Consider the following 20,649-nt stretch of genomic DNA (forward strand, 5'->3'; position numbering starts at 1 on the left):
CGGATCACTCCTGCACTGGACCCGCAAAATGATCGAGATCCGGCAACGCCACCCCGTCTTCGGCGTCGGCTCCTACGTCGAACTGTCCGCCTCCAACCCCTCCGTCCTCGCCTTCACCCGCGAGATCACCGAGGAGGAGAGCCCGTGGGACGAGATGGACACGATCCTCTGCGTCAGCAACCTGTCCCGGTTCCCCCAGCCGGTCGAACTGGACCTGCGGCGCTTCGAGGGGTACTCCCCCGTCGAGTGCATGGGCGGCGTCCAGTTCCCCGCCATCGGCGAACTGCCCTACCTGATGACGCTTCCCGCGCACGGATTCTTCTGGTTCCAGCTGATCCCGCCGGACGAGGGCGACGGCGTCCCGGAGACCATCCCGGGCGGGGCCGCCGGCACCCTCCCCGGTACGGACGGTACGGACGCCGCCCCGGGCGCGGGTGGCGGCACGGGCGCCGGAAAGGCCGGCTGAGCGTGCTGCCGACCGAGACGGCCCTCGTGCGCGACCTCGCGGAGTGGCTGCCCCGGCAGCGGTGGTTCGGCGGCAAGGACGGTCCCATCGACGAACTGACCATCGGCACCGCCACCGAACTGCGCTCCGGCGACCCGGCCCTGCACCACCTCGTCCTGGACGTCCGGCAGCACGGCGCCACCGACCACTACCAGCTGCTCCTCGGCGTCCGCCGGTATCTGCCGGACCGGCTCCGGCACGTCGAGATCGGCGGAGCGTCCGGCCACCCCGACCCGCCGGGCGGGCGCCCGTACGACGCCTACCTCTACGACGCCGCCCACGACCCGGAGCTGACCCGGATCCTGCTCGACGACCTCGCCGCGGAGGCGTCCATCGGCCCGCTGCGCTTCCGCCACGTCGACGGCACCCGCATCCGGACGGACCTGACGAGCCTGCCCATCACCGCCGAGCAGAGCAACACCTCGCTGCTGTTCGGGGACACCTACATCTGCAAGCTGTTCCGGCGGCTCAGCCACGGCGTCAACCTCGACCTGGAGGTCAACCTCGCGCTGACCCAGGGCGGGTGCACGCACGTGCCCGCCGTCCACGGGTGGATCGAACTGGAGCCGGCGGGAGGCCCGGAGGAGAGCACGGCCGGGAACGGCGAGCCGGTCACGCTCGGGCTGCTGTCGGACTACCTGTACACCGGCGCGGACGGGTGGAGCCTGGCGATCGCCAGCGTCCGGGACTGGTTCGCGCACACGCCGCCGGCGGGCGGCTCGCACACCCCGCCCGCCGGCGGCGACGAGTGGGCGGAGCTGGACGCGAGCGCGGCGGGCGGCGACTTCGCCGCCGAGGCCGAACGCCTGGGGGCCGCGACCGCGGCGGTGCACCGGGCGCTCGCCGCCGCGTTCGGGGTGCGGACGCTCCCCCCGGCGGAGGTGCGGGCGATGGCGGCGCGGATGAACGCCGAGCTGACCGCCACCTGCCGCGCCGTGCCCCGGCTGGCGCCGCACGCGAAGGCGCTCACGGCCGCCTACCTCGATCTGGCCGCGCGGCCGGGGCCGCTGCCCGTCCAGCGCGTCCACGGCGACTACCACCTCGGCCAGGTCCTGCGCACCGAGAGCGGCTGGACGCTGCTGGACTTCGAGGGCGAGCCCGCGCGGACGCAGCACGAGCGCCGGGCCCTCGCGCACCCGCTGCGGGACGTCGCCGGGATGCTGCGCTCGTTCGAGTACGCGGCCCGGTTCCTCATCGACAAGTCCGGGACGGTCCCGCCGGAGCCGGGCGGCCGGCTGGAGACGCGGGCGCACGCGTGGGCGGCGCGCAACCGGGCCGCGTTCTGCCGCGGCTACGCCGCCGCGGGCGGCGCGGACCCCGCGGCGCATTCGGTGCTCATCCGGGCCTTCGAATTCGAGAAGGCGGTCTACGAGGTGCGGTACGAGGCGCAGAACCGGCCGGCCTGGCTGCCCGTTCCGCTCACCTCGCTCGCCCATCTGGCCACTTGATCAAAGACACTGAACGGCGCCATTAATTCCGCGCCATGATCATGCAAAATCGAGGCGTTCCGCCAATTCCGCAGCGATCTGCCGGGTACCCGGACTCTCGGCGAGGTGATGATCACTCGCCCCGCGGAAATTCGCGGCACTTCCGACATCGCGGAACGGAGAACACAGAATGGCCACCGAACGCCACTCGCTCGGGGACACCACCGGGAGCGGCACATCTGCCCACCATACCCACCGAAATCGGACGGGTGCCCGAAAACAGGGACTGCTCCGTACCGCCGTCACCCTGACGGCGACCGGGCTCGCCCTGGCGGTCCCGCTGAGTTCCCAGGCCTGGGCCGACCTCAATACCACCGTGCTGCAGAGCCTGCACCTCGACAGGGCCACGCTGAAGCAGGTCAAGGCGTACGACAGGTACCGGACCCGCGTGGCCGAGCAGCGCAGGAGCGCCAAGAAGGCGCTCAGGTTCGCCCGCAAGCAGATCGGCAAGCCGTACCGGTGGGGCGCCGAGGGACCGGGCGGCTACGACTGCTCCGGGCTCGCGATGGCCGCGTGGCGCAAGGCGGGCGTCGAGATTCCCCGCGTCACCCACGCCCAGTACCGCCAGGTGAAGCGCAAGGTCAAGCTGAAGGAACTGAAGCCCGGGGACCTCGTCTTCTTCCGGAACCGCAACCATGTGGGGCTCTATGTGGAAGGCGGAAGGTACCTCCACGCGCCGCGCACCGGGGAGACGGTGCGGATCGACAAGCTCGGCAAAAGGCGCAAGAGGCAGTTCGCCGGCGCCGTCCGGCCCGGCGCGCCCGAGCACAGGACGTGGTCGCCGTCGGTGATGGAGCTCGTCGAGAAGATCGACCGGATGAGCGCGGAGAAGCGCGCCGATAAGAAGCCGCCAGATAAGGAGCGGACCCCCCAGACTCCGCCATCCACCGACACAATGCCCAGAAACGACGACTCCCCCAAGAAATCCCCCCGGCACACCCCGGCGAAGAAGGCCGCGCCGCCAGGCGGCCCCGCCTCATCGAAGCCGGCCCGTCCCCCGGCGAAGACGCGGCCGGAGCCGCGGCCGCGGTCCGCGACGCCCGACAGCCCGGACTTCCGTCCCTGGGCCATGTACACGGGCTCCACCTTCGAGTTCCTCTCGGCACCGGGCCACCAAGCGATCTGACGGAGCGACCGGCCGACGACCCGCCGCGGCGCGACCGGGCGGCGGGGCACCGGGCCGGCGCGGGACCGCGGCGAGCCGGGGACACTCCGGGAACGAGCACGGCCGTTCCCGGAGACCTCGTCAGGGGGACGGACGCAGATGGCCGTCCAGGAGCCCGTCGAAGCTCAGCCGGACCAGGGCCTCTCCCAGGGACGACATCTCCCGCAACGTCTCCGTCATGCGGGCCAGTTCCTGGAAGGCGCGGCCGTAGGCGCGCTGGCTTTCGAGGGACAGCCGCGGGACCCGGGTACGGCGCGGATCCATGCGGCCCGATCCGCCGCCGTTGCCGTCACGGCCGCCGGCGAAGCCTAGGAACCCGGCGAGGAACCGCGGGTCGAGCCGCCCCGCGTCCGGGCGGTAGAGGGTGAGGCCGGGGCCGAGTGCCGCACCGGGCTCGGTGACCACCCGCGCCGGGCCCGCGGCGGTCGCGACGACGTCGCCCGCTTCGAGCATGACCAGGCCGGGCCCGGCGGCGGACGTCCCCGATGGGCCCGTCCCGGCGCCCACGTCGTCCGCGGTGAGGACCGGGACGTCGCCGCCGGACGGGAGCCGGGCGGGCGCGTGGCTGATCGTGACGACGCCGGCCTTGGCCAGTTCGGACAGGGTGGTGAACGACAGGGGCCGCCGGTCCGGCAGCAGTTCCAGGCGGGGCGGGGCGGGCGCCGCGGCGCGCAGCCGCTCCAGCGTCTCGGTGAAGCGGCGGTCGAACGCGTCGCCGCTCTGCCGGGGCCGGTGGCGCGACGGGCCGAGGTCGACCTCGTCGTCGAGCAGGTCGATGACCGGCACGCAGAACTCGCCGTCCGGGTACGCCGCCCATTCCCGCTCGGCCCGCACGAGGTCGCCCTCGGTGTCGAGCAGCAGGACGGCGGGCGGCGGCCGCTCGCCGGGCCTCGGGCGCCGCAGGAGCCACAGGTCGGGGCCTCCGGGCGCCAGCGTCACCACGGCCCGCAGCGCGCCCGCCCGCAGGAGGTTGCCGCGGACGCGGCGGCCGGGGCGGCGGCTCGCCACCGCCGACGGCATCAGCACGGCGGCGCGTCCCCCGGGCCGGAGGTGCGCGAGGCAGTGCTGCACCCAGGCCAGTTCCGGTTCGCCGCGCGGCGGCAGCCCGTACTCCCAGCGCGGATCGCCGGCCAGGTCGTCGTGCCCCCACGAGCGGTCACCGAACGGCGGGTTGCACACGATCGAGTCGGCGACCTCGCCGGGGAAGGCGTCGCGGCGCAGGGAGTCGCCGGAGACGACCTCGGCGGGCGTCCCGGCCAGCAGCAGCCGGACCGCGGTGATCCGGGCCGCCGCGTCGTTGCCGTCCTGGCCGAGCGCGAGCCGCGCGCCGGGCGCCGCCAGCAGCAGGGTGCCGAGGCCGCACGCCGGGTCGAGGACGACGTCGCCCTCCCGGCAGGCGAGCCGTGTCATGAGCCGGGCCACGTCCGCGCGCGTGACGACGAGCCGCCGCGAGTGCGCCCGGACGTAGCGCTGGAAGAGCATGTCGAACGCCGCGGCGTGGCCGTGCTCGGCGGCGAGTTCGGCGAGCAGGCCGGGCAGGCCCGGGTCGTCGGGCTCGACGGCGGGTACCGGCGTCCGCACAGGCACCTTGACGGTGTCGCCGCGGAGTTCGAGCAGGCGCAGCCCGGCCCAGCCGACGAGGTCGGCGAGCCGGAAGTCGTCGCCGGAGGCGCGCAGCCGCTGCCAGAGCCGGTCGGCGGGCGACACCTCGAACGGCTTGCCGTTGCGGTGCAGCCAGTCCTCGATGTCGGCGAGTGAGAACAGCGGGCTCGTCGCGGTGCCGCCGACGGGGCGCGGGAAGTCGCCGTGGCGGCGACGCCAGTTGCTGACCGTGGCCCGCCCCACGCCCGCCAACCGGGCGATGTCGCCGGCGGTCACCCCAGGGTCACCGCTCATGCGGTCACCATACTTGATCTTCGCAACATCGATCGGCTCGGAGAATGACTGTGAACAGTGTCAACTCTACCGGGCGACGGCGTCGGCCGGGCGTGCCGGGCGGCGGGCGCGGCGGCCGCGACCGGTGAGGCGGGCGAGCAGTCCCGGCTCCCGGGCGGCGCCGATCATCAGCGGCTCCCGCGGCACTTCTCTGGAGGGGGCGACGACGTCCGCGACGACGCAGGTGGCGTTGTCGTGCCCGCCGGCGAGGGCCGCGAGGTCGACGAGGCGCTTCACGGCCTCCGCCGGACGCGCCGCGCGGACCAGCGTCTCGCGGATCTCCTCCGGCCCGACGAAGCCGGAGACGCCGTCGGAGCACAGCAGGTAGCGGTCGCCGGGCTGCGCGTCGTGCCGGAACAGGTCGGCCTCGGCGGCGGCGCCGCTCTGCAACGCCTTGACCAGCTTCGAGCGCTGGGGGTGGCCGGCGGCGTCGCCCTCGGCGAGGCGCCCGCCCTCCACGAGCGACTGGACCATCGTGTGGTCGCGGGTGAGCCGGTGCAGTTCTCCCGCACGCAGGAGGTAGGCGCGGGAGTCCCCGATGTGGGCGACCGTGAAGCCGTGGCCGTCCCAGGCCATCGCGGTCAGCGTCGTCCCCATCCGGGCCATCGCGGGGTCGTCGCGGCCCAGGTCGTCGAGGCGGGCGGAGATCGCGGCCACGCCGGAGGTGAGGTCGGCGGCCGGATCCGCGGTGAACGGGATGCCGGCCAGGGTCGTGATCGCGGTCCTGCTGGCGATGTCGCCGTGCGGGTACCCGCCCATGCCGTCGGCGACGGCGAGCAGCCGCGGGCCCGCGAACGCGGCGTCCTCGTTCACCTTCCTCCGCATGCCGACATCCGTTCCGGCGGCGTAACGAAGTACATGGTGAGTCATGCAACCATTGAAACATACTAAAACACTATTCACAAGCACTTACCCGGCCAGCCGGTTTTTCTGGAGGTCGCACGGGCCGTCCACGCCCGACTCGTGCCACGCCTGACTCGTGCTAGCTTGTTTTGAAAACCGTTATCATTTTCAAGGAGTCCCCCGATGACCTCTGTTCAGCGCGCCCGGCTGCTCGGGACGAGCGCCGTGCTCGCCGTCTCGGTACTGGCGGCCGGTGCCTGCGGCTCATCCGGCGACGGGGCGGTCACCCCGGGCGGCGACGCGGTCTCCGTCGTGGCCTCGACCAACGTCTACGGCGACATCGCGCAGCGGGTCGGCGGCGACAAGGTGGCGGTGACCTCGCTCATCAGCGACCCGACACAGGACCCGCACTCCTTCGAGCCCGGGACACGTGCCCGTCTCGCCGTGTCCAGGGCCGCGGTCGTGATCGAGAACGGCGGCGGCTACGACCCGTTCATGGGCACGCTGCTGCAGGGCTCCGGGTCCGGGGCCGAGGTGCTCAACGCCGTCGAGATCTCCGGGAAGACCGCGCCGGAAGGCGAGGAACTGAACGAGCACGTCTGGTACGACCTGCCGTCCGCCGCGCGGCTGGCCGACCGCGTGGCCGCCGCGCTCGCCAAGGCCGACCCCGAGGGCGCGGGCACGTACTCGGCCAACGCCGCCGCCTTCAAGGCCGGCGTCCAGACCCTCGAAGGCAAGGTCGCGGCCATCAGGACCGCGCACGAGGGCGACGCCGTCGCGATCACCGAACCCGTGCCCGTCCACCTGCTGGAGGCCGCCGGTCTGCGCGACGAGACCCCCGGCGAGTTCAGCGAGGCGATCGAGGAAGGCGACGACGTGCCGCCACGCGCGATGCAGGAGACGCTGGCGCTGCTCACGGGCGGGAAGGTCGAGGCGCTCGTCTACAACGAGCAGACCAGCGGCCCGCTGACCGAGCGGCTCAGGAAGGCGGCCGAGGACAACGGCGTGCCCGTCGTGCCGGTCACCGAGACCCTGCCGGAGGGCCGGGACTACATCGCGTGGATGGACGCCAACATCGCCGCCCTGCAGAAGGCCCTGTCGTGATCCGGTTGCGCGACGCCACCCTGGCCCTCGGTGACCGGACCCTGTGGCGGGGGCTCGACCTCGACGTCGCGGCGGGCGAGTTCGTGGTCGTGCTCGGGCCGAACGGATCGGGGAAGACCAGCCTGATGAAGGTGCTGCTCGGGCTCCTGCGCCTCACCGCCGGAAAAGTCACGGTGGACGGCCGCCCGCCGCGCCGCGGCAGCGACCTGATCGGCTACGTCCCCCAGCACCGGGCCGTCCTGCCGCACACCCCGCTGCGGGCCCGTGACCTGGTGCGGCTCGGAATCGACGGGCACCGCTGGGGGCCGCGGCGGCCCCGGCCGGAGGCCCGCCGCCGTGTCGCGGCCGTCCTGCGCGACGTCGGCGCCGCCGAGTTCGCGGACGTGCCACTGGAGCTGCTGTCGGGCGGCGAGCTGCAGCGCGTGCGGGTCGCGCAGGCGCTCGCGACCGACCCGCGCATCCTGCTGTGCGACGAGCCGCTGCTGTCGCTGGACACCGAGCACCAGCGGATCGTCGCCCAGCTGGCCGACCGGCGCCGCCGCGAGCACGGCACCGCCGTCGTGTTCGTCACGCACGTGACCGGCGCCCGCGACGCCGATCCCGTGCTGCCGCTGGCGGACCGCGTCCTGGACCTCGGCCGGGCCGGTGACCTCCAGGCCGGTGACGTCCGGGTCTGCGATGTACGGGCCGGTGATGTACAGGTCGGCGCCGCATGAGCTGGGCCGAGGTCTGGGGCGAGATCTTCAACTTCGCGGACTACGGGGCGCTGCTCGGGCTCGTCCGCAACTCGCTCGTCGCCGGGGCGGTGCTCGGGCTGGTCGGCGGGCTCGCCGGGACGTTCGTCGTCATGCGCGACCTCGCGTTCGCCGTGCACGGGATCGCGGAGCTGTCGTTCGCGGGCGCCGCCGCGGCGCTGCTGCTCGGCACGGGCGTGGCGGGCGGGTCGATCGCGGGCGCGCTGCTGGCCGCCGCGCTGATCGGCGTACTGGGCGCCCGGGCCCGCGACCGCGGGTCGGTCATCGGCGTGCTCATGCCGTTCGGGCTCGGGCTCGGCGTGCTGTTCCTGTCGCTCTACAAGGGGCGGTCGGCCAACAAGTTCGGCCTCCTCACCGGGCAGATCGTCGCGATCGACACTCCCGCGCTGTCCTGGCTGCTGGTGACGTCGGCGATCGTGCTGGCCTGCCTCGCGGTCATGTGGCGCCCGCTGGCGTTTGCGAGCCTCGACCCGGAGGTGGCGGCGGCGCGGGGCGTGCCGGTGCGGGCGCTGTCGCCGGTCTTCATGCTCCTGCTCGGCCTCGCGGTGGCCGTGTCGGTGCAGATCGTGGGGGCGCTGCTGGTGCTCGCGCTGCTGTGCACGCCGGCCGCGGCGGCGGTGCGGGTCACCGCATCGCCGGTGCTCGTCCCGGTGCTGAGCACCGTCTTCGCGACCGTGTCGGTGCTGGGCGGGATCCTGCTGTCGCTCGGGTCGAGCATCCCGATCAGCCCGTACGTCACGACGATCTCGTTCGTCCTCTACGGGGTGTGCCGCGCGGCCGGGGCGATCCGGGCGCGGCGCGGCTGGACGGCCCGGCCGGGCGCGGCCGGGCCGCAGACCGTCCCCACATGAACCCTTGGTGCCCGCTCGGCGTTCCCGGCCGGGCGGGCACCGCGCGCCGCTCGGCGTTCCCGACATGCCGGACCCGTGTGCGCCATGACCTTGCCATTCGCTTACCCGCGCGTGGGCATCGCCCCGGGGCGCGAGGGCATCAACCGGGTCCTTGCGACTTTCGGGGCGATTGGGGGACGCGATGTGGGACTTCGCCGGCCGGGACACCGCCATCGACATGGGCAGCGCCACGGTCCGGATGCATCTCAAGGACCGCGGAGTCGTCTGCCGGGAGCCGTCGCTCCTCGCGCGGTGCCGGCGGACCGGGCGGATCCTCGCGCTGGGCGTCCCGGCGCAGAAGATGGCCGGGCGCAATCCCGACGTGACCCTCGTGCGGCCCGTCCGCGAGGGCGCGCCGACCGAGACCGACGCGGCCGAGTACATGATGCGGGCGCTCGTCCGCCGCCACCACAAGCGCCACTACACGGCCCGCCCGCGGCTGGTCGTGACGGTCCCGAGCGGGCTGACCCCCGTCCACTACCGGGCGCTGCGGTTCTCCGCCTACCAGGCCGGCGCGCGCCGGCTCACGCTGCTGCCGACGCCGATCGCCGCCGCGATCGGGATGGGCATGACCTCGGCCCTGCGGTCGGATGTCACGGTCATCGCCAACATCGGCGCCGAGGTCACCGACGTCGGCGTGATCGCGTTCGGCGGCCTCGTCACCTCGCACACCGCGCTCATCGGCGGCTCGGCGCTGGACCGCGCGATCGTCGATCTCGTCCGCCGCGAGTACCACGTGTCGCTGTCGCGGTCCGCCGCCGAGGAGGCGAAACTGGAGGTCGGAGCGGTGCCGCCGCTCGGGCGGCGGCCGGTGCGGCAGACCGAGGTGAACGGGCGGGACATCGCGACGGGCATGCCGCGGTCGCTGGTGCTCACCACCGTCGACGTCGGCCGCGCGATCGCCGGGCCCGTCGCCGAGATCGTGGACGCGATCGGCGCCGGCGTCACCGGCTGCTCCCCCGAGATCTCCGGGGACCTGCTCAACGTCGGCGTCACCCTCACCGGCGGGTGCGCCCGGCTGCCCGGCCTGGAGCGGCTCATCCACGACCGGACGGGCCTGCCCGCGCGGCTCGGGGACGACACCGGCGACGCGGCCGTCCTCGGCGCGGCCGAGGTGCTGCGCTCGGCCCGCTCGCAGGAGCCGCCCACCCGCGACACGTCCCCGCACCCGCAGCTGATGACGACGCTGCCCGACCTCGAATACTGAGGCGTGCTCCGTTTCCGCCGCGCGGGACGCGGCGGCGCGTCACGATGGACGCATGTCCTTCGAAGGGATGCCGGGACACGACCTGATCAACGTCGTCAGGGACCTGGAGCCCGTGGCCGCCGTCCGCGACCAGGAGGCCGCCGAGCGAGCCCGGGCCTACCCCGGGCTCGTGCCCGTGGGCCCGCCGGAGTTCGGCTGCGCCGAGCAGGCGGGCGGCGCCTGGCGGACCCTGTCGCTCGGCGCGGCGGCGCCCTCCGGTGCCCGCGCCGGCCTGGCGGCGCACCTGCGCGGCGCCGCCGCCGGCCACGACCCGGCCGTGGGCAAGGAGATGCTGCTCCTCGCGGACGCGCTCGAGACCGCCCGGGACACGGGCGGGCCGGAACGCAACGAGTGCGCGGCCGGGCCGCTGCGGTTCCGGGTGGTCCGCGTGCCGGGCTTCGCCCGGTTCGGGGCGGACGGGCCCGAACCCGCCCGCGTCACCGACGCCGAGGACGGGCGGCCGGACCGGCGCATCGACCCCGCGGCCCCGGTCGGCCCGGCCGACGCGGCGCTGCGGCTGGAACTGCTCGGCCTGCCGCCGGCCGCCGGGCCCGTCCCGGAGCCGCTGCGCCGCGAGGCCGCCTCGGCGGTCAGGGCCTATCCCGGCGTCGTGCTGCTGCCCCCGTACTTCACCGTCATGGAGGACCGCGACGGCCAGTGGCGGCCGGTCGTCGGCGGGACCGGCCCGCAGGGCGCCCGGGACGCGCTGGCGCACCACTTCCGCGTGCTCATGCCGCGGGAGGCGCCGGAGGGCGGCGCGCCGCCGAGCCCGGGCGAGCTGGCCGAGTACGCGCGGGCCGCCGACCGCATCGACGCGGACGGCGGCGTCGAGTTCGCGGCGTGCGGGCGGCTGTTCCGGATCGTGCGGGTCATCCGGACGCTCCGCGTCGGCCCGGACGGCCCCGAACCGGCCCGCCCCTCCGACGAGGGCGCGTGACCCGGCCCCGCGGCGGGGCCCGCAATAGGATTCCGTCATGAGCGACGCGCCCGATCGCGAAGGTCCCGGCACACCGCGCCTGCGGGAGGTCTCGGACGGGGTGTTCGCCTACGTCCAGCCCGACGGCACCTGGTGGATCAACAACACCGGCTTCCTCGTCGGGGAGCGCGGCGTGACCAGCGTCGACTCCTGCTCCACCGAGCGCAGGACCCGCGCCTACCTGGACGCGATCCGGTCGGTCACGGACCGTCCCGTCCGGACGCTGGTCAACACGCACCACCACGGCGACCACACGTTCGGCAACTACCTGTTCCCCGGCGCGACCGTCGTCGGCCACGAGCAGACCCGCGCGAACGCGCTCGCCTGGGGCAGGCCGTTCGACGAGCCGTTCTGGACGAAGGTCGACTGGGGCGACGTCGAGATCGAGCCGCCGTTCCTCACCTACACCGACGGCGTGACCCTGTGGGTGGACGGGCTGCGCTGCGAGATCCGCCACGTCGGGACGCCCGCGCACACCACCAACGACTCGATCGTGTGGATCCCGGAGCGGCGGGTGCTGTTCTGCGGCGACCTGCTGTTCAACGGCGGCACCCCGTTCCTGCTCCAGGGCTCGGTCTCCGGCCTGATCAAGGTCCTGGAGGAGGTCATCGCGCCGCTGGACGCGGAGGTGATCGTCCCGGGCCACGGCCCCGTCGGGGGCCCGGAGCTGATCGACCGCGTGGTCGGCTACGCCCGGTTCGTGCAGACGACGGCCGCCGCCGGGAAGGACGCGGGCCTGACGCCGCTGGAGGCGGCGCGCGAGGCCGACCTCGGGCCGTTCGCCGAGCTGACCGACGCCGAGCGGCTGGTCGGCAACCTGCACCGCGGCTACGCCGAGCTGGACGGGCTCGAACCGGGCGGGCGGATCGACATCGTCTCCGCCATCGGCGACATGGTCACCTTCAACGGCGGCCGTCCGCTGACCTGCCGCGCCTGAGCGCCCGCCGGTCGCGCACGGGTCATTCCCCGGCCCGCCCCATCATGTCCCGCTCGACCGCCTCGGCGGCCTTGCGCGCCGCGATCAGGACCGGGTCCCAGGTGGGCGCGAACGGCGGCGCGTAGCCGAGGTCCAGGCCCGTCATCTCCTCGGCCGTCATCCCGTTCCACAGCGCGATGGCGAGGCCGTCGACGCGCTTGGCGGCGTTCTCCGCACCGACGATCTGGGCACCGAGCAGCCGGCCCGAGCGGCGCTCCACGATCAGCTTGGTCCACATCTCCGTGGCGCCCGGGTGGTAGCCGGCGCGGGTGGTGGACTTCACCACCGCGCTCAGCGTCTCGAACCCGGCGGCGGCCGCCTCCCGCTCGGACAGCCCGGTGCGGGCCACCTCCGCCCGGCAGATCTTGGAGACGGCGGTGCCGACGACGCCGGGGAACGTGGCGTATCCGCCGCCGAGGTTGATGCCCGCGACGCGCCCCTGCTTGTTGGCGTGCGTGCCGAGCGGGATCGCGACGGGCCCGCCGGAGACGAGGTGGCGGGACTCGACGCAGTCCCCGGCGGCCCACACCCGCTCGGTGCGGGTGCGCATCCGGCGGTCGGTGACGATGCCGCCGGTCGGGCCGACCTCGATCCCGGCGTCGCGGGCGAGGCCGGAGGCCGGTTTCACGCCCAGGCCGAGGACGACGATGTCGGCGGGCAGGGTGCGGCTCCCGGTCCGGACGGCGGTGACGTGCCCGTCCGGGGAGGTGTCGAAGCCCTCGACCGGCTCGCCGAGATGCAGCCGCACGCCGACCCCGCGCATCGCGTCCGCGACGAGCTCGCCCATGTCCGGGTCGAGGGTCTGCATCGGCTGGTCCGCGAGGTCCACGAGGGACACCTCCAGGCCCCGCATCACCATCGCCTCGGCCATCTCCAGGCCGATGTAGCCGCCGCCCACGACGACGGCCCGGCGCGCCCCGTCCTCGACGACGGCCCGGCGGATGGCGACCCCGTCGCCGAGGATCTGGACGCCGTGCACGCCCTTCGCGTCCGCGCCGGGCAGCCGCGGCCGCGTCGGGACGGCACCGGTCGCGATCATGAGGTGGTCGTAGGGCTCCCAGCGCTCGCCGCCGCCCGCCAGGTCGCGGACGCGGACGCGCGCCCGGTCCGGGTCGATCTCGACGGCCTCGGTGCGCATCCGCACATCGATGCCGCGCTCCCGGAACTCGGCGGGCGTGCGGGCGATCAGCCTGTCGAGATCGTCGACCACGCCGCCGACGTAGTACGGGATGCCGCACGCCGAGTACGACACGTGGTGCCCGCGCTCGACCACGACGATCTCCAGGTCGTCCGCCCCGCGCCGCCTGCGGGCCTGCGACGCGGCGCTCATCCCGGCGGCGTCCCCGCCGATCACGAGCAGCCGTTCGCGCGCGGGCCCGCCCGTCCGCTGAGCCGTGTCCCGGTCCGTGGTCCTACGCAAGGCGATCGCCTCCCATGTCGTGATGCTCAAATTCCGTCGTGATGCCCGGATTCCGGCGCGATGCTCAGATTCCGTAGACGCGGCGGGCGTTGCCGGACGCGATCAGCCCGGCCACGCGTTCGGCGTCCCCGGCCGTCCAAGCGCCGTCGTCCACCCCCCGGGCGAGGAAGCCCGCGAGGCCGTGCCGGAACAGCAGCGCGCCCAGGTGGTACAGCTCGGCGAGCGCGAACGCGTCCGACGAGTACAGCACCTTCCCGAACGGCGCGAGCTCCAGCAGCTCGGCGATCAGCGCCGGCGCGCGGTGCCCGAGGTTGTGCGTGGCGAGACCGGCGTCGACGTACACGTTGGGAAGCACCTGGGCAAGGTAGCCCGCGTGGCGGTGGAACGGGTAGTTGTGCAGCAGCATCGCGGGCACCGGGTCCATGGCCCGCAGCAGCTCGATGAGGAGCAGCGGGTCGCCGCGGCGCAGGTCGGCGTCCACGTCCCCGTACCCGACGTGGAACTGCACCGGGAGCCCAGCGTCGACCGCGCAGAACACGAGGAACCGGTGCAGGACCTCGTCGCGGACGCGCGGTGCCTCCTGCCGCATGAGCCGCCCCGCCGCCGCGGCGACCTCCGCGGCGGCCGGGCGCTCCCCCGACAGCTCCAGCCCGGCGCGGTACGCGGCGATGGACTTGGCGCCCACGGCGTCCCGGGCGTCCAGCCGGGACCGGACCTCGTCGGCGAACCGCGCCGCGTCCACCCCCTGGGCCGCGACCTGCTCGGCGACCGTCTCCAGCCGGACGATCTCGTGCGCGTGCGCCCCGGCGAGCCGTCCCAGCTCCGGCGGGCCGAGCAGCGCCCGCGGGCGGTACCCGGTGTCCACGCACAGCGCCGCCAGGCCCGCCGCGCCGAGGAACCGCCGGTTCACCTCGGCCGCGCCCAGCTCGGCGCGGCGCGCGAGGTAGGCGTCCGGCTCCGCGTGGGCGTCCAGGTCCAGGACGGGCGGGCACCAGCGGCGCAGCGCGAACCCGACCTGGGTGTCGAACATGCTCACACCCGGCGGTCCCGTGGTCTCCGCCTCGGTGAGCGACTCCTCGAACGCCTCCCGCCCGAGACCGCGGTCCAGGACGCCGTGGCAGTGGTGGTCCACCAGCGGCGACGCCTCCAAGAACTCCAGCACCTCGCCCGCCTCCTCCCCGCAACCGCCGCCCGGTCTTCCTACGATGCCCCTACGGGCCGTACCCGCGGTCCGCCCACTCCGACCGGGAGCCAGCAACGTGGAACAGATCCCCGAACCCCTCGTCCCAGGACAGGCGCTCGACGCCCGCGCACGCGCGCGGTTCGGCGCCCGCGGCTCCTCGGAGGCGCGCCGCCTGGCCGGTCTGGACATCGTGGCCGTCGCCCTGACGTGGGTGGACATCAGCGGGATCACGCGGACCAAGACCGTCCCGGTGGAGCGGCTGGAGCACGCCTCGGCGTGGGGCGTCGGGATGTCGCCGGTGTTCGACGCGTACCTGCTCGACGACTCGATCGTGCCCGGGCGCCACGTCGGCGGGCCGGTCGGCGACCTGCGCCTCCACCCGGACCTGGACCGCCTCGTCCCGCTGGCCGCGCTGCCGGGCTGGGCGCACGCGCCGGCGTTCCGGTACGACCAGGACGGCGCCGTCCACCCGCTGGACACGCGGGCCCTGCTGCGCCGCCTGACGAACCGGCTCGCCGACGACGGCTGGACGGTGAAGGCGGCGTTCGAGATCGAGTGGGCCGTGTCGCGGGGCGCCGGGGAGGAGTTCTCCCCCGCCGTCCGCGGCCCCGCGTACGGGATGACGCGGATCACCGAGCTGGCCGGGTACCTGCGGGACGTCCTCACGGCGCTGAAGGAGACCGGCGTCACGGTCATGCAGCTGCACCCGGAGTACGCGGCCGGGCAGTACGAGGTGTCGGTGGCCGCCGAGGACCCGCTCGGCGCGGCAGACACCGCCGTCGTGGTCAGGGAGACGATCCGGGCGGTGTCGATGGAGCACGGCCTGGCCGCCACGTTCTCCCCGAAGGTCGAGCCGGACTCGGTCGGCAACGGCGCGCACGTCCACCTCAGCCTGTGGCGGTCGGGCGGCGAGGGCCCGGTGAACGCGATGGCGGGCGGCGAGGGGCCGTGCGAGATGTCGGCCCCCGGAGAGGCGTTCGCCGCCGGGATCCTGCGCCGGCTCCCGGCGCTGCTCGCGATCGGCGCGCCGTCGGTGGCCAGCTACCTGCGGCTGATCCCGTCCCACTGGGCGGGCGCGTTCACCTGCTGGGGACCGGAGAACCGGGAGGCGGCGCTGCGCGTGGTGACCGGCGCGGAGGGGGAGCGGCCGGCGGCGGCGAACCTGGAGGTCAAGTGCCTGGACGCCGCCGCCAACCCCTACCTGGTCCTCGCGGCGCTGCTCGCGGCGGGCCACGAGGGGCTCGGCGGCCGCCGCGAGCTCCCGGCCCCCGTGGACGTGGACCCGGCCACCCTGCCGGAGGAGGAGCGCGTCGCCCGCGGGATCGTCCGGCTGCCGGCGTCGCTGGACGAGGCGGTCGCCGCGTTCGAGGCCGACGACGTCCTGCGGGACGCGCTCGGCGACGCCGTCGCCGACACGGTGGCGACCGTGCGGCGGGGCGAGATCGAACTGCTGGCCGGCGCCACCCCCGAGCAGATCACGGCGGCCACCCGCTGGCGCCACTAACGGACGGGACCGCACCGGCGCCCGCGCCGCCCGTGCGGAAGGTAGGTCAACTTTCGAAGTCACCTTCGAGATCCATATGCTTCGGGAATGCAACAGGACGAGGAAACAGGCCGGGTCACCCTGGCCACGGTGGCCGATCAGGCCGGTGTCTCCGTTTCGACCGTTTCGAAAGTCCTGAACGGGCGCGAGGACGTGGCGCGCAAGACCCGCCTCCGGGTGGAGCGCCTGCTGGAGCACCACGGCTACCAGCGCGGCGTGCGATCGGCGCCCGACGCCGCGCTCATCGAGATCGTCCTGCACGAGATCGAGAGCCTGTGGACCATGGAGCTGATCCGCGGGGTGGAGAGCGTCGCCAAGGCCAACGACGCGAGCGTGGTGCTGACCGAGAGCGGCACCCGGCACTCCCCCGGCCCGGAGTGGATCGGCGGGGTGCTGCGCCGCCGCCCCCTCGGCGTGGTGCTGCTGTTCTCCAGCCTCGCGCCGGAGTACAAGAAGCGGCTGCGGGCCCGCTCGATCCCGTTCGTCATCATCGACCCCGCCGGGGACCCCGAGCCCGACGTCCCGTCGGTCGGCTCGGCCAACTGGTCGGGCGGGCTGGCCGCGACCCGGCACCTCATCGACCTCGGCCACCGGCGCATCGCCATCATCACCGGACCCGCGGACATGCTGTGCTCCGTCGCGCGCCTGGACGGGTTCCGCTCGGCGATGGGCATGGCCGGACTCGACGTCGACCCGTCCCTCGTCGCCTACGGCGACTTCCACGTCCAGGGCGGCTTCGAGCGGGCGATGGAACTGCTCGGCAGGCCCGACCGCCCCACCGCGATCTTCGCCGGGAGCGACCTGCAGGCGCTCGGCGCCCTGGAGGCCGCCCGCGTCCACGGCCTCCGCGTCCCGGAGGACCTGTCGGTGGTGGGCTACGACGACGTCGCGGTCGCGCCGTGGGCCAGCCCCGCCCTGACGACCGTCCACCAGCCGCTCCGCCAGATGGCGGAGTCGGCCACCCAGATCCTCCTCGGCATCCGCGCCGGCGAGGCCGTCGCGACGCGCATGGAGCTGTCCACCAGCCTCGTCATCCGCAAGAGCACCGCCCCGCCCTGCTAGCCCAGGGGGGCGACCCCCTGGAACCCCCGTCACGCACTGTGCCAGCCCAGGGGGGCGACCCCCTGGAACCCCCGTAACGCACGGCGCACCGTTTCCCGATCCGCTCCGCGTCTCGTGAAACGGCCCGCCGTGCGGCGGGTCCTGCGGCCTGCGCTCGCTGCGCTCGCTCCGGCCGCACGACCCGTGGGTGATCATGCGGGTGGTCGGTTCTCGAAAGTTTCGGGCCGTCAGTGTCGGGTGAGGCGGTGGGAGAGGGCGGTGTGGCGGCGGCCGGCGCCGGCGGTGCGGACGGCGGCGGCCAGGGCGCGGCGGGAGCCGACCAGGACCACCAGCTTCTTCGCGCGGGTGATGCCCGTGTAGAGGAGGTTGCGGCGCAGCATCATCCACGCGCCGGTCGTCAGGGGGATGACGACGGCGGGATACTCGCTGCCCTGCGAGCGGTGGATCGTGATCGAGTAGGCGTGGGCGAGTTCGTCCAGCTCGTCGAAGGCGTAGTCGATGCTCTCGTCCTCGTCGGTCAGGACGGTGAGGGACTGGTCTTCGAGCGAGACCGTCGTGACGACGCCGACGGTGCCGTTGAAGACGCCCGCCTCGCCCTTGTCGTAGTTGTTGCGCAGCTGGGTGACCTTGTCGCCGACGCGGAAGACGCGTCCGCCGTAACGGCGCTCCGGACGCGCGTCGCCGTGGGGGGTCAGGGCCTCCTGCAGCAGCGTGTTCAGCGTCCCGGACCCGGCGGCGCCCCGGTGCATGGGCGTGAGCACCTGGACGTCGCGGCGCGGGTCGAGGCCGAACCTGCGGGGGATGCGGTTGGCGACGACGTCCACGGTGAGCTCGGCGGCCTCGTCCTGCTCCTCGCAGGGGAACAGGAAGAAGTCGGGGTAGCCGCGGGTGTGGGGGTGGTCGCCGGAGTTGACTCGGTGCGCGTTGACCACGATGCCCGACTGCTGCGCCTGCCGGAAGATCTTCGTGAGCCGGACGCGGGGGATCACCTCGGCGCCCAGGAGGTCGGCGAGCACCTCCCCGGCGCCGACGGACGGGAGCTGGTCGACGTCCCCGACGAGTAGCAGGTGCGCGCCGCGCGGGATCGCCCTCACCAGCTTGTTCGCGAGGATGAGGTCGACCATCGAGCTCTCGTCCACGACGACCAGGTCGGCGTCGAGGGGGTTGTCCTGGTCGTACTTGGGGTCGCCGCCGGGCTGGAGCTGGAGGAGGCGGTGGACGGTCGCGGCCTCGTGCCCGGTCAGCTCGGCGAGCCGCTTGGCGGCCCGCCCGGTCGGCGCGACCAGGACGATCTTCGCCTTCTTCGCGGCCGCCAGCTCCACGACCGAGCGGACGGTGAAGCTCTTGCCGCAGCCGGGTCCGCCGGTCAGCACCGACACCTTCGAGGTGAGGGCGAGCTTGACGGCGTCCTCCTGCTCCGGGGCGAGCGCCTGGCCGGTGCACCGCCGCAGCCACGGGAGGGCCCTGTCCCAGTCGACGTCGGCGAACGCCTTGAGCCGGTCGGTCGGGGCGTCGAGCAGTTCCAGCAGGCCGCGGGCGAGGGACCGCTCGGCGCGGTGGAACGGGACCAGGTAGACCGCCGGGATCGTCGCCGCGTCCTCCCCCGCCCCCGGTATCGGCTCGCGGACGACGCCCTCGTCGCGGACCAGCTCGTCCAGCGCCGGGACGATCAGCTCCCGCGGCACCCCGAGGATCTTCTCCGCCGCCGTGACGAGGTTGGGCTCGGGCAGGAAGCAGTGCCCGTCGTCGGCGCCCTCCGACAGCGTGTACTGCAGGCCGGCCTTGATCCGCTCCGGGCTGTCGTGCGGGATGCCGACGGCCTGCGCGATCGTGTCGGCGGTCTTGAACCCGATGCCCCACACGTCCGACGCGAGCCGGTAAGGCTCCTTGCGCACCGTGTCGACGGACTTGTCGCCGTACTGCTTGTAGATGCGCACCGCCAGGGACGTGGAGACCCCGACGCCCTGCAGGAAGACCATCACCTCCTTGATGGCCTTCTGCTCCTCCCACGCCTCACCGATGCGCTTGGTGCGCTTGGGGCCGAGGCCCTGCACCTCGACGAGGCGCTCCGGCTCCTCCTCGATGATCCGGAGGATGTCGGTCCCGAAGTGCTCCACCATCCGGTCGGCCATCACCGGCCCGATCCCCTTGATCATGCCGGAGCCGAGGTAGCGGCGGATGCCCTGCACGGTCGCCGGCAGGACGGTCGTGTACGACTCGGCCTCGAACTGCTTGCCGTACTTCGGGTGGGACCGCCACCGCCCCACCAGCCGCAGGCTCTCCCCGACCTGCGCGCCGAGCAGCGCGCCCACGACGGTGAGCAGATCGCTCCCGCTCTTGGCCGTCGCCACCCGCGCGACGGTGTAGCCGGTGTCCTCGTTGGCGTAGGTGATCCGCTCCAGGACGCATTCGAGTTCCGCGGGCTGGGGCGGTGTGGTGTGGGGGGTCGGCACGACCCTCATGATGGCCGATGGGGGTGACGCGGCGTCACTCCCGCGGAGACCTCCAGCACGCCCGTCTCGGTGACCAGCGCGGTCACGAGATGAGCGGGCGTGACGTCGAAGGCCGGATTGAACGCGCCCACGCCGTCCGGGGCGGTCTTCACCCCGCCCCAGGTCAGGATCTCCTCTTCGGCGCGTTCCTCGATGGGGATGCCGCCGCCGTCCGGGACGGCCAGGTCGACGGTGCTCCACGGCGCCGCGACGACGAAGGGGACGCCGGCCGCCGCGCAGGCCAGCGCCACGCCGACCGAGCCGATCTTGTTGGCGGTGTCGCCGTTGGCGGCGACGCGGTCGGCGCCGATGACGGCCACGTCCGCCAGGCCGCGCAGGATCGTGCTCGGCGCCGCGCCGTCCGCCTGCACGACGCACGGGACACCCGCCTGTTCGAGTTCCCACGCGGTGAGGCGGGCGCCCTGGAGGAGCGGGCGCGTCTCGTCGGCGTAGACGAGCGCCACGCGTCCCCGCTGGTGCAGTTCGCGGACGACGCCGAGGGCCGTCCCCCAGCCGGCCGTGGCGAGGGCGCCGGCGTTGCAGTGGGTGAGGACGCGCAGGGGCCGGTCCCCGGTGCGGCCGAGAATCCAGTCGGCGCCGAACGCTCCGATGGCGCGGTTGCCGCGGACGTCCTCGTCCAGCAGCGCCTGCGCCTCTGCCGCCACCGCGCCCGCCCCCGCGGCGACGAACGGCAGCACGCGGTCGACGCCCGCGGACAGGTTGACCGCGGTCGGGCGCGCCTCCCGGATGCGGGCGATCGCGGTGTCGCGTGCGGCGTCGTCCCAGCCCTCCCGCGCGGCCTGGCGGACGGCGATGGCGACGCCGAACGCGCCCGCCACGCCCAGCGCGGGGGCGCCGCGCACGACCAGCCGGCGGATCGCGTCGACCAGCGTGCCGACATCGCGGGCCACGAGGTACTCGACCCTTCCGGGCAGGACGGTCTGGTCCAGCAGCCGCAGCCCGTCGCCGGTCCATTCGATGGTCCGCACATCGCTCGTCATACCGCCATGATGCCCGCGAAAAGCCGCCATCCCCTACGCCACCGGGGATCACGGGCCCATCGTCGC

17 protein-coding genes are annotated in these 20,649 nt (G+C 74.1%); 11 read left to right on the forward strand and 6 right to left on the reverse strand.

Annotation, left to right across the window (positions count from 1 at the left end; translation table 11 throughout):
- The 3 genes from E1289_RS07070 to E1289_RS07080 form a co-directional block, all read left to right on the forward strand.
- Positions 1-466: alpha-glucosidase C-terminal domain-containing protein (locus E1289_RS07070; RefSeq protein WP_207928837.1), on the forward strand; the 466-nt coding region annotated here is incomplete at its 5' end.
- Positions 467-468: 2 nt separating this feature from the next.
- Positions 469-1,953 (forward strand): phosphotransferase, encoded by a 1,485-nt coding sequence (locus E1289_RS07075; RefSeq protein WP_131976544.1) that lies wholly within the window; start codon positions 469-471, stop codon positions 1,951-1,953.
- A gap of 169 nt (positions 1,954-2,122) precedes the next feature.
- On the forward strand, positions 2,123-3,118 hold the full coding sequence (locus tag E1289_RS07080; RefSeq protein WP_131976546.1) for a C40 family peptidase: 996 nt from the start codon (positions 2,123-2,125) through the stop codon (positions 3,116-3,118).
- 120 nt (positions 3,119-3,238) lie between these two features.
- Here the strand turns inward: E1289_RS07080 and E1289_RS07085 are convergent, their stop codons facing one another.
- Entirely contained in the window at positions 3,239-5,053 is a 1,815-nt protein-coding gene (locus tag E1289_RS07085) for an N-6 DNA methylase (RefSeq protein WP_131976548.1), read from the reverse strand.
- Positions 5,054-5,119: 66 nt separating this feature from the next.
- Positions 5,120-5,917, reverse strand: a complete 798-nt coding sequence (locus E1289_RS07090; RefSeq protein WP_243712668.1) for a protein phosphatase 2C domain-containing protein — start codon at positions 5,915-5,917, stop codon at positions 5,120-5,122.
- Positions 5,918-6,118: 201 nt separating this feature from the next.
- Between E1289_RS07090 and E1289_RS07095 the strand changes: the two genes are divergently transcribed.
- From E1289_RS07095 to E1289_RS07120, 6 genes are all read left to right on the forward strand, one after another.
- Complete coding sequence (locus E1289_RS07095; protein ID WP_131976552.1) at positions 6,119-7,039, forward strand: zinc ABC transporter substrate-binding protein; 921 nt, start codon at positions 6,119-6,121, stop codon at positions 7,037-7,039.
- Entirely contained in the window at positions 7,036-7,755 is a 720-nt protein-coding gene (locus tag E1289_RS07100) for an ATP-binding cassette domain-containing protein (protein ID WP_131976554.1), read from the forward strand. The genes E1289_RS07095 and E1289_RS07100 overlap by 4 nt, the downstream gene beginning before the upstream one ends.
- On the forward strand, positions 7,752-8,645 hold the full coding sequence (locus E1289_RS07105; RefSeq protein WP_131976556.1) for a metal ABC transporter permease: 894 nt from the start codon (positions 7,752-7,754) through the stop codon (positions 8,643-8,645). The genes E1289_RS07100 and E1289_RS07105 overlap by 4 nt, the downstream gene beginning before the upstream one ends.
- Positions 8,646-8,826: 181 nt before the next feature.
- A complete protein-coding gene (locus tag E1289_RS07110) occupies positions 8,827-9,891 on the forward strand; it encodes a rod shape-determining protein (RefSeq protein WP_131976558.1) in 1,065 nt (354 codons plus the stop codon).
- 52 nt (positions 9,892-9,943) lie between these two features.
- Positions 9,944-10,867, forward strand: coding sequence for a DUF5954 family protein (locus E1289_RS07115; protein WP_131976560.1), 924 nt, complete (start codon positions 9,944-9,946; stop codon positions 10,865-10,867).
- A 37-nt stretch (positions 10,868-10,904) separates the two neighbouring features.
- Positions 10,905-11,843, forward strand: a complete 939-nt coding sequence (locus tag E1289_RS07120; protein ID WP_131976562.1) for an MBL fold metallo-hydrolase — start codon at positions 10,905-10,907, stop codon at positions 11,841-11,843.
- A gap of 22 nt (positions 11,844-11,865) precedes the next feature.
- On the opposite strand, the gene E1289_RS07125 is transcribed toward E1289_RS07120, so the two are convergent.
- Together E1289_RS07125 and E1289_RS07130 are read right to left on the reverse strand one after the other, a co-directional pair.
- On the reverse strand, positions 11,866-13,302 hold the full coding sequence (locus E1289_RS07125) for an FAD-dependent oxidoreductase (RefSeq protein WP_279486966.1): 1,437 nt from the start codon (positions 13,300-13,302) through the stop codon (positions 11,866-11,868).
- Positions 13,303-13,366: 64 nt separating this feature from the next.
- The gene (locus E1289_RS07130; RefSeq protein WP_243712669.1) at positions 13,367-14,464 is read right to left on the reverse strand and encodes an amidohydrolase family protein; all 1,098 of its coding nucleotides are present in this window, start codon (positions 14,462-14,464) and stop codon (positions 13,367-13,369) included.
- A 97-nt stretch (positions 14,465-14,561) separates the two neighbouring features.
- Here E1289_RS07130 and E1289_RS07135 point away from each other — a divergent pair, with 97 nt between their 5' ends.
- Together E1289_RS07135 and E1289_RS07140 are read left to right on the forward strand one after the other, a co-directional pair.
- Positions 14,562-15,989 (forward strand): glutamine synthetase family protein, encoded by a 1,428-nt coding sequence (locus tag E1289_RS07135; protein WP_165970377.1) that lies wholly within the window; start codon positions 14,562-14,564, stop codon positions 15,987-15,989.
- An 87-nt stretch (positions 15,990-16,076) separates the two neighbouring features.
- Positions 16,077-17,090: a LacI family DNA-binding transcriptional regulator gene (locus tag E1289_RS07140; protein WP_131976568.1), complete on the forward strand. Its 1,014-nt coding sequence runs from the start codon at positions 16,077-16,079 to the stop codon at positions 17,088-17,090.
- A gap of 227 nt (positions 17,091-17,317) precedes the next feature.
- Here the strand turns inward: E1289_RS07140 and E1289_RS07145 are convergent, their stop codons facing one another.
- On the reverse strand, positions 17,318-19,543 hold the full coding sequence (locus tag E1289_RS07145) for an ATP-dependent RecD-like DNA helicase (RefSeq protein WP_243712670.1): 2,226 nt from the start codon (positions 19,541-19,543) through the stop codon (positions 17,318-17,320).
- A gap of 5 nt (positions 19,544-19,548) precedes the next feature.
- Positions 19,549-20,583, reverse strand: a complete 1,035-nt coding sequence (gene mtnA / locus E1289_RS07150; RefSeq protein WP_131976571.1) for an S-methyl-5-thioribose-1-phosphate isomerase — start codon at positions 20,581-20,583, stop codon at positions 19,549-19,551.
- Positions 20,584-20,649: the final 66 nt, after the last annotated feature.

It is taken from the genome of Actinomadura sp. 6K520 (genome assembly GCF_004349245.1).
Lineage (GTDB): Bacteria > Actinomycetota > Actinomycetes > Streptosporangiales > Streptosporangiaceae > Spirillospora.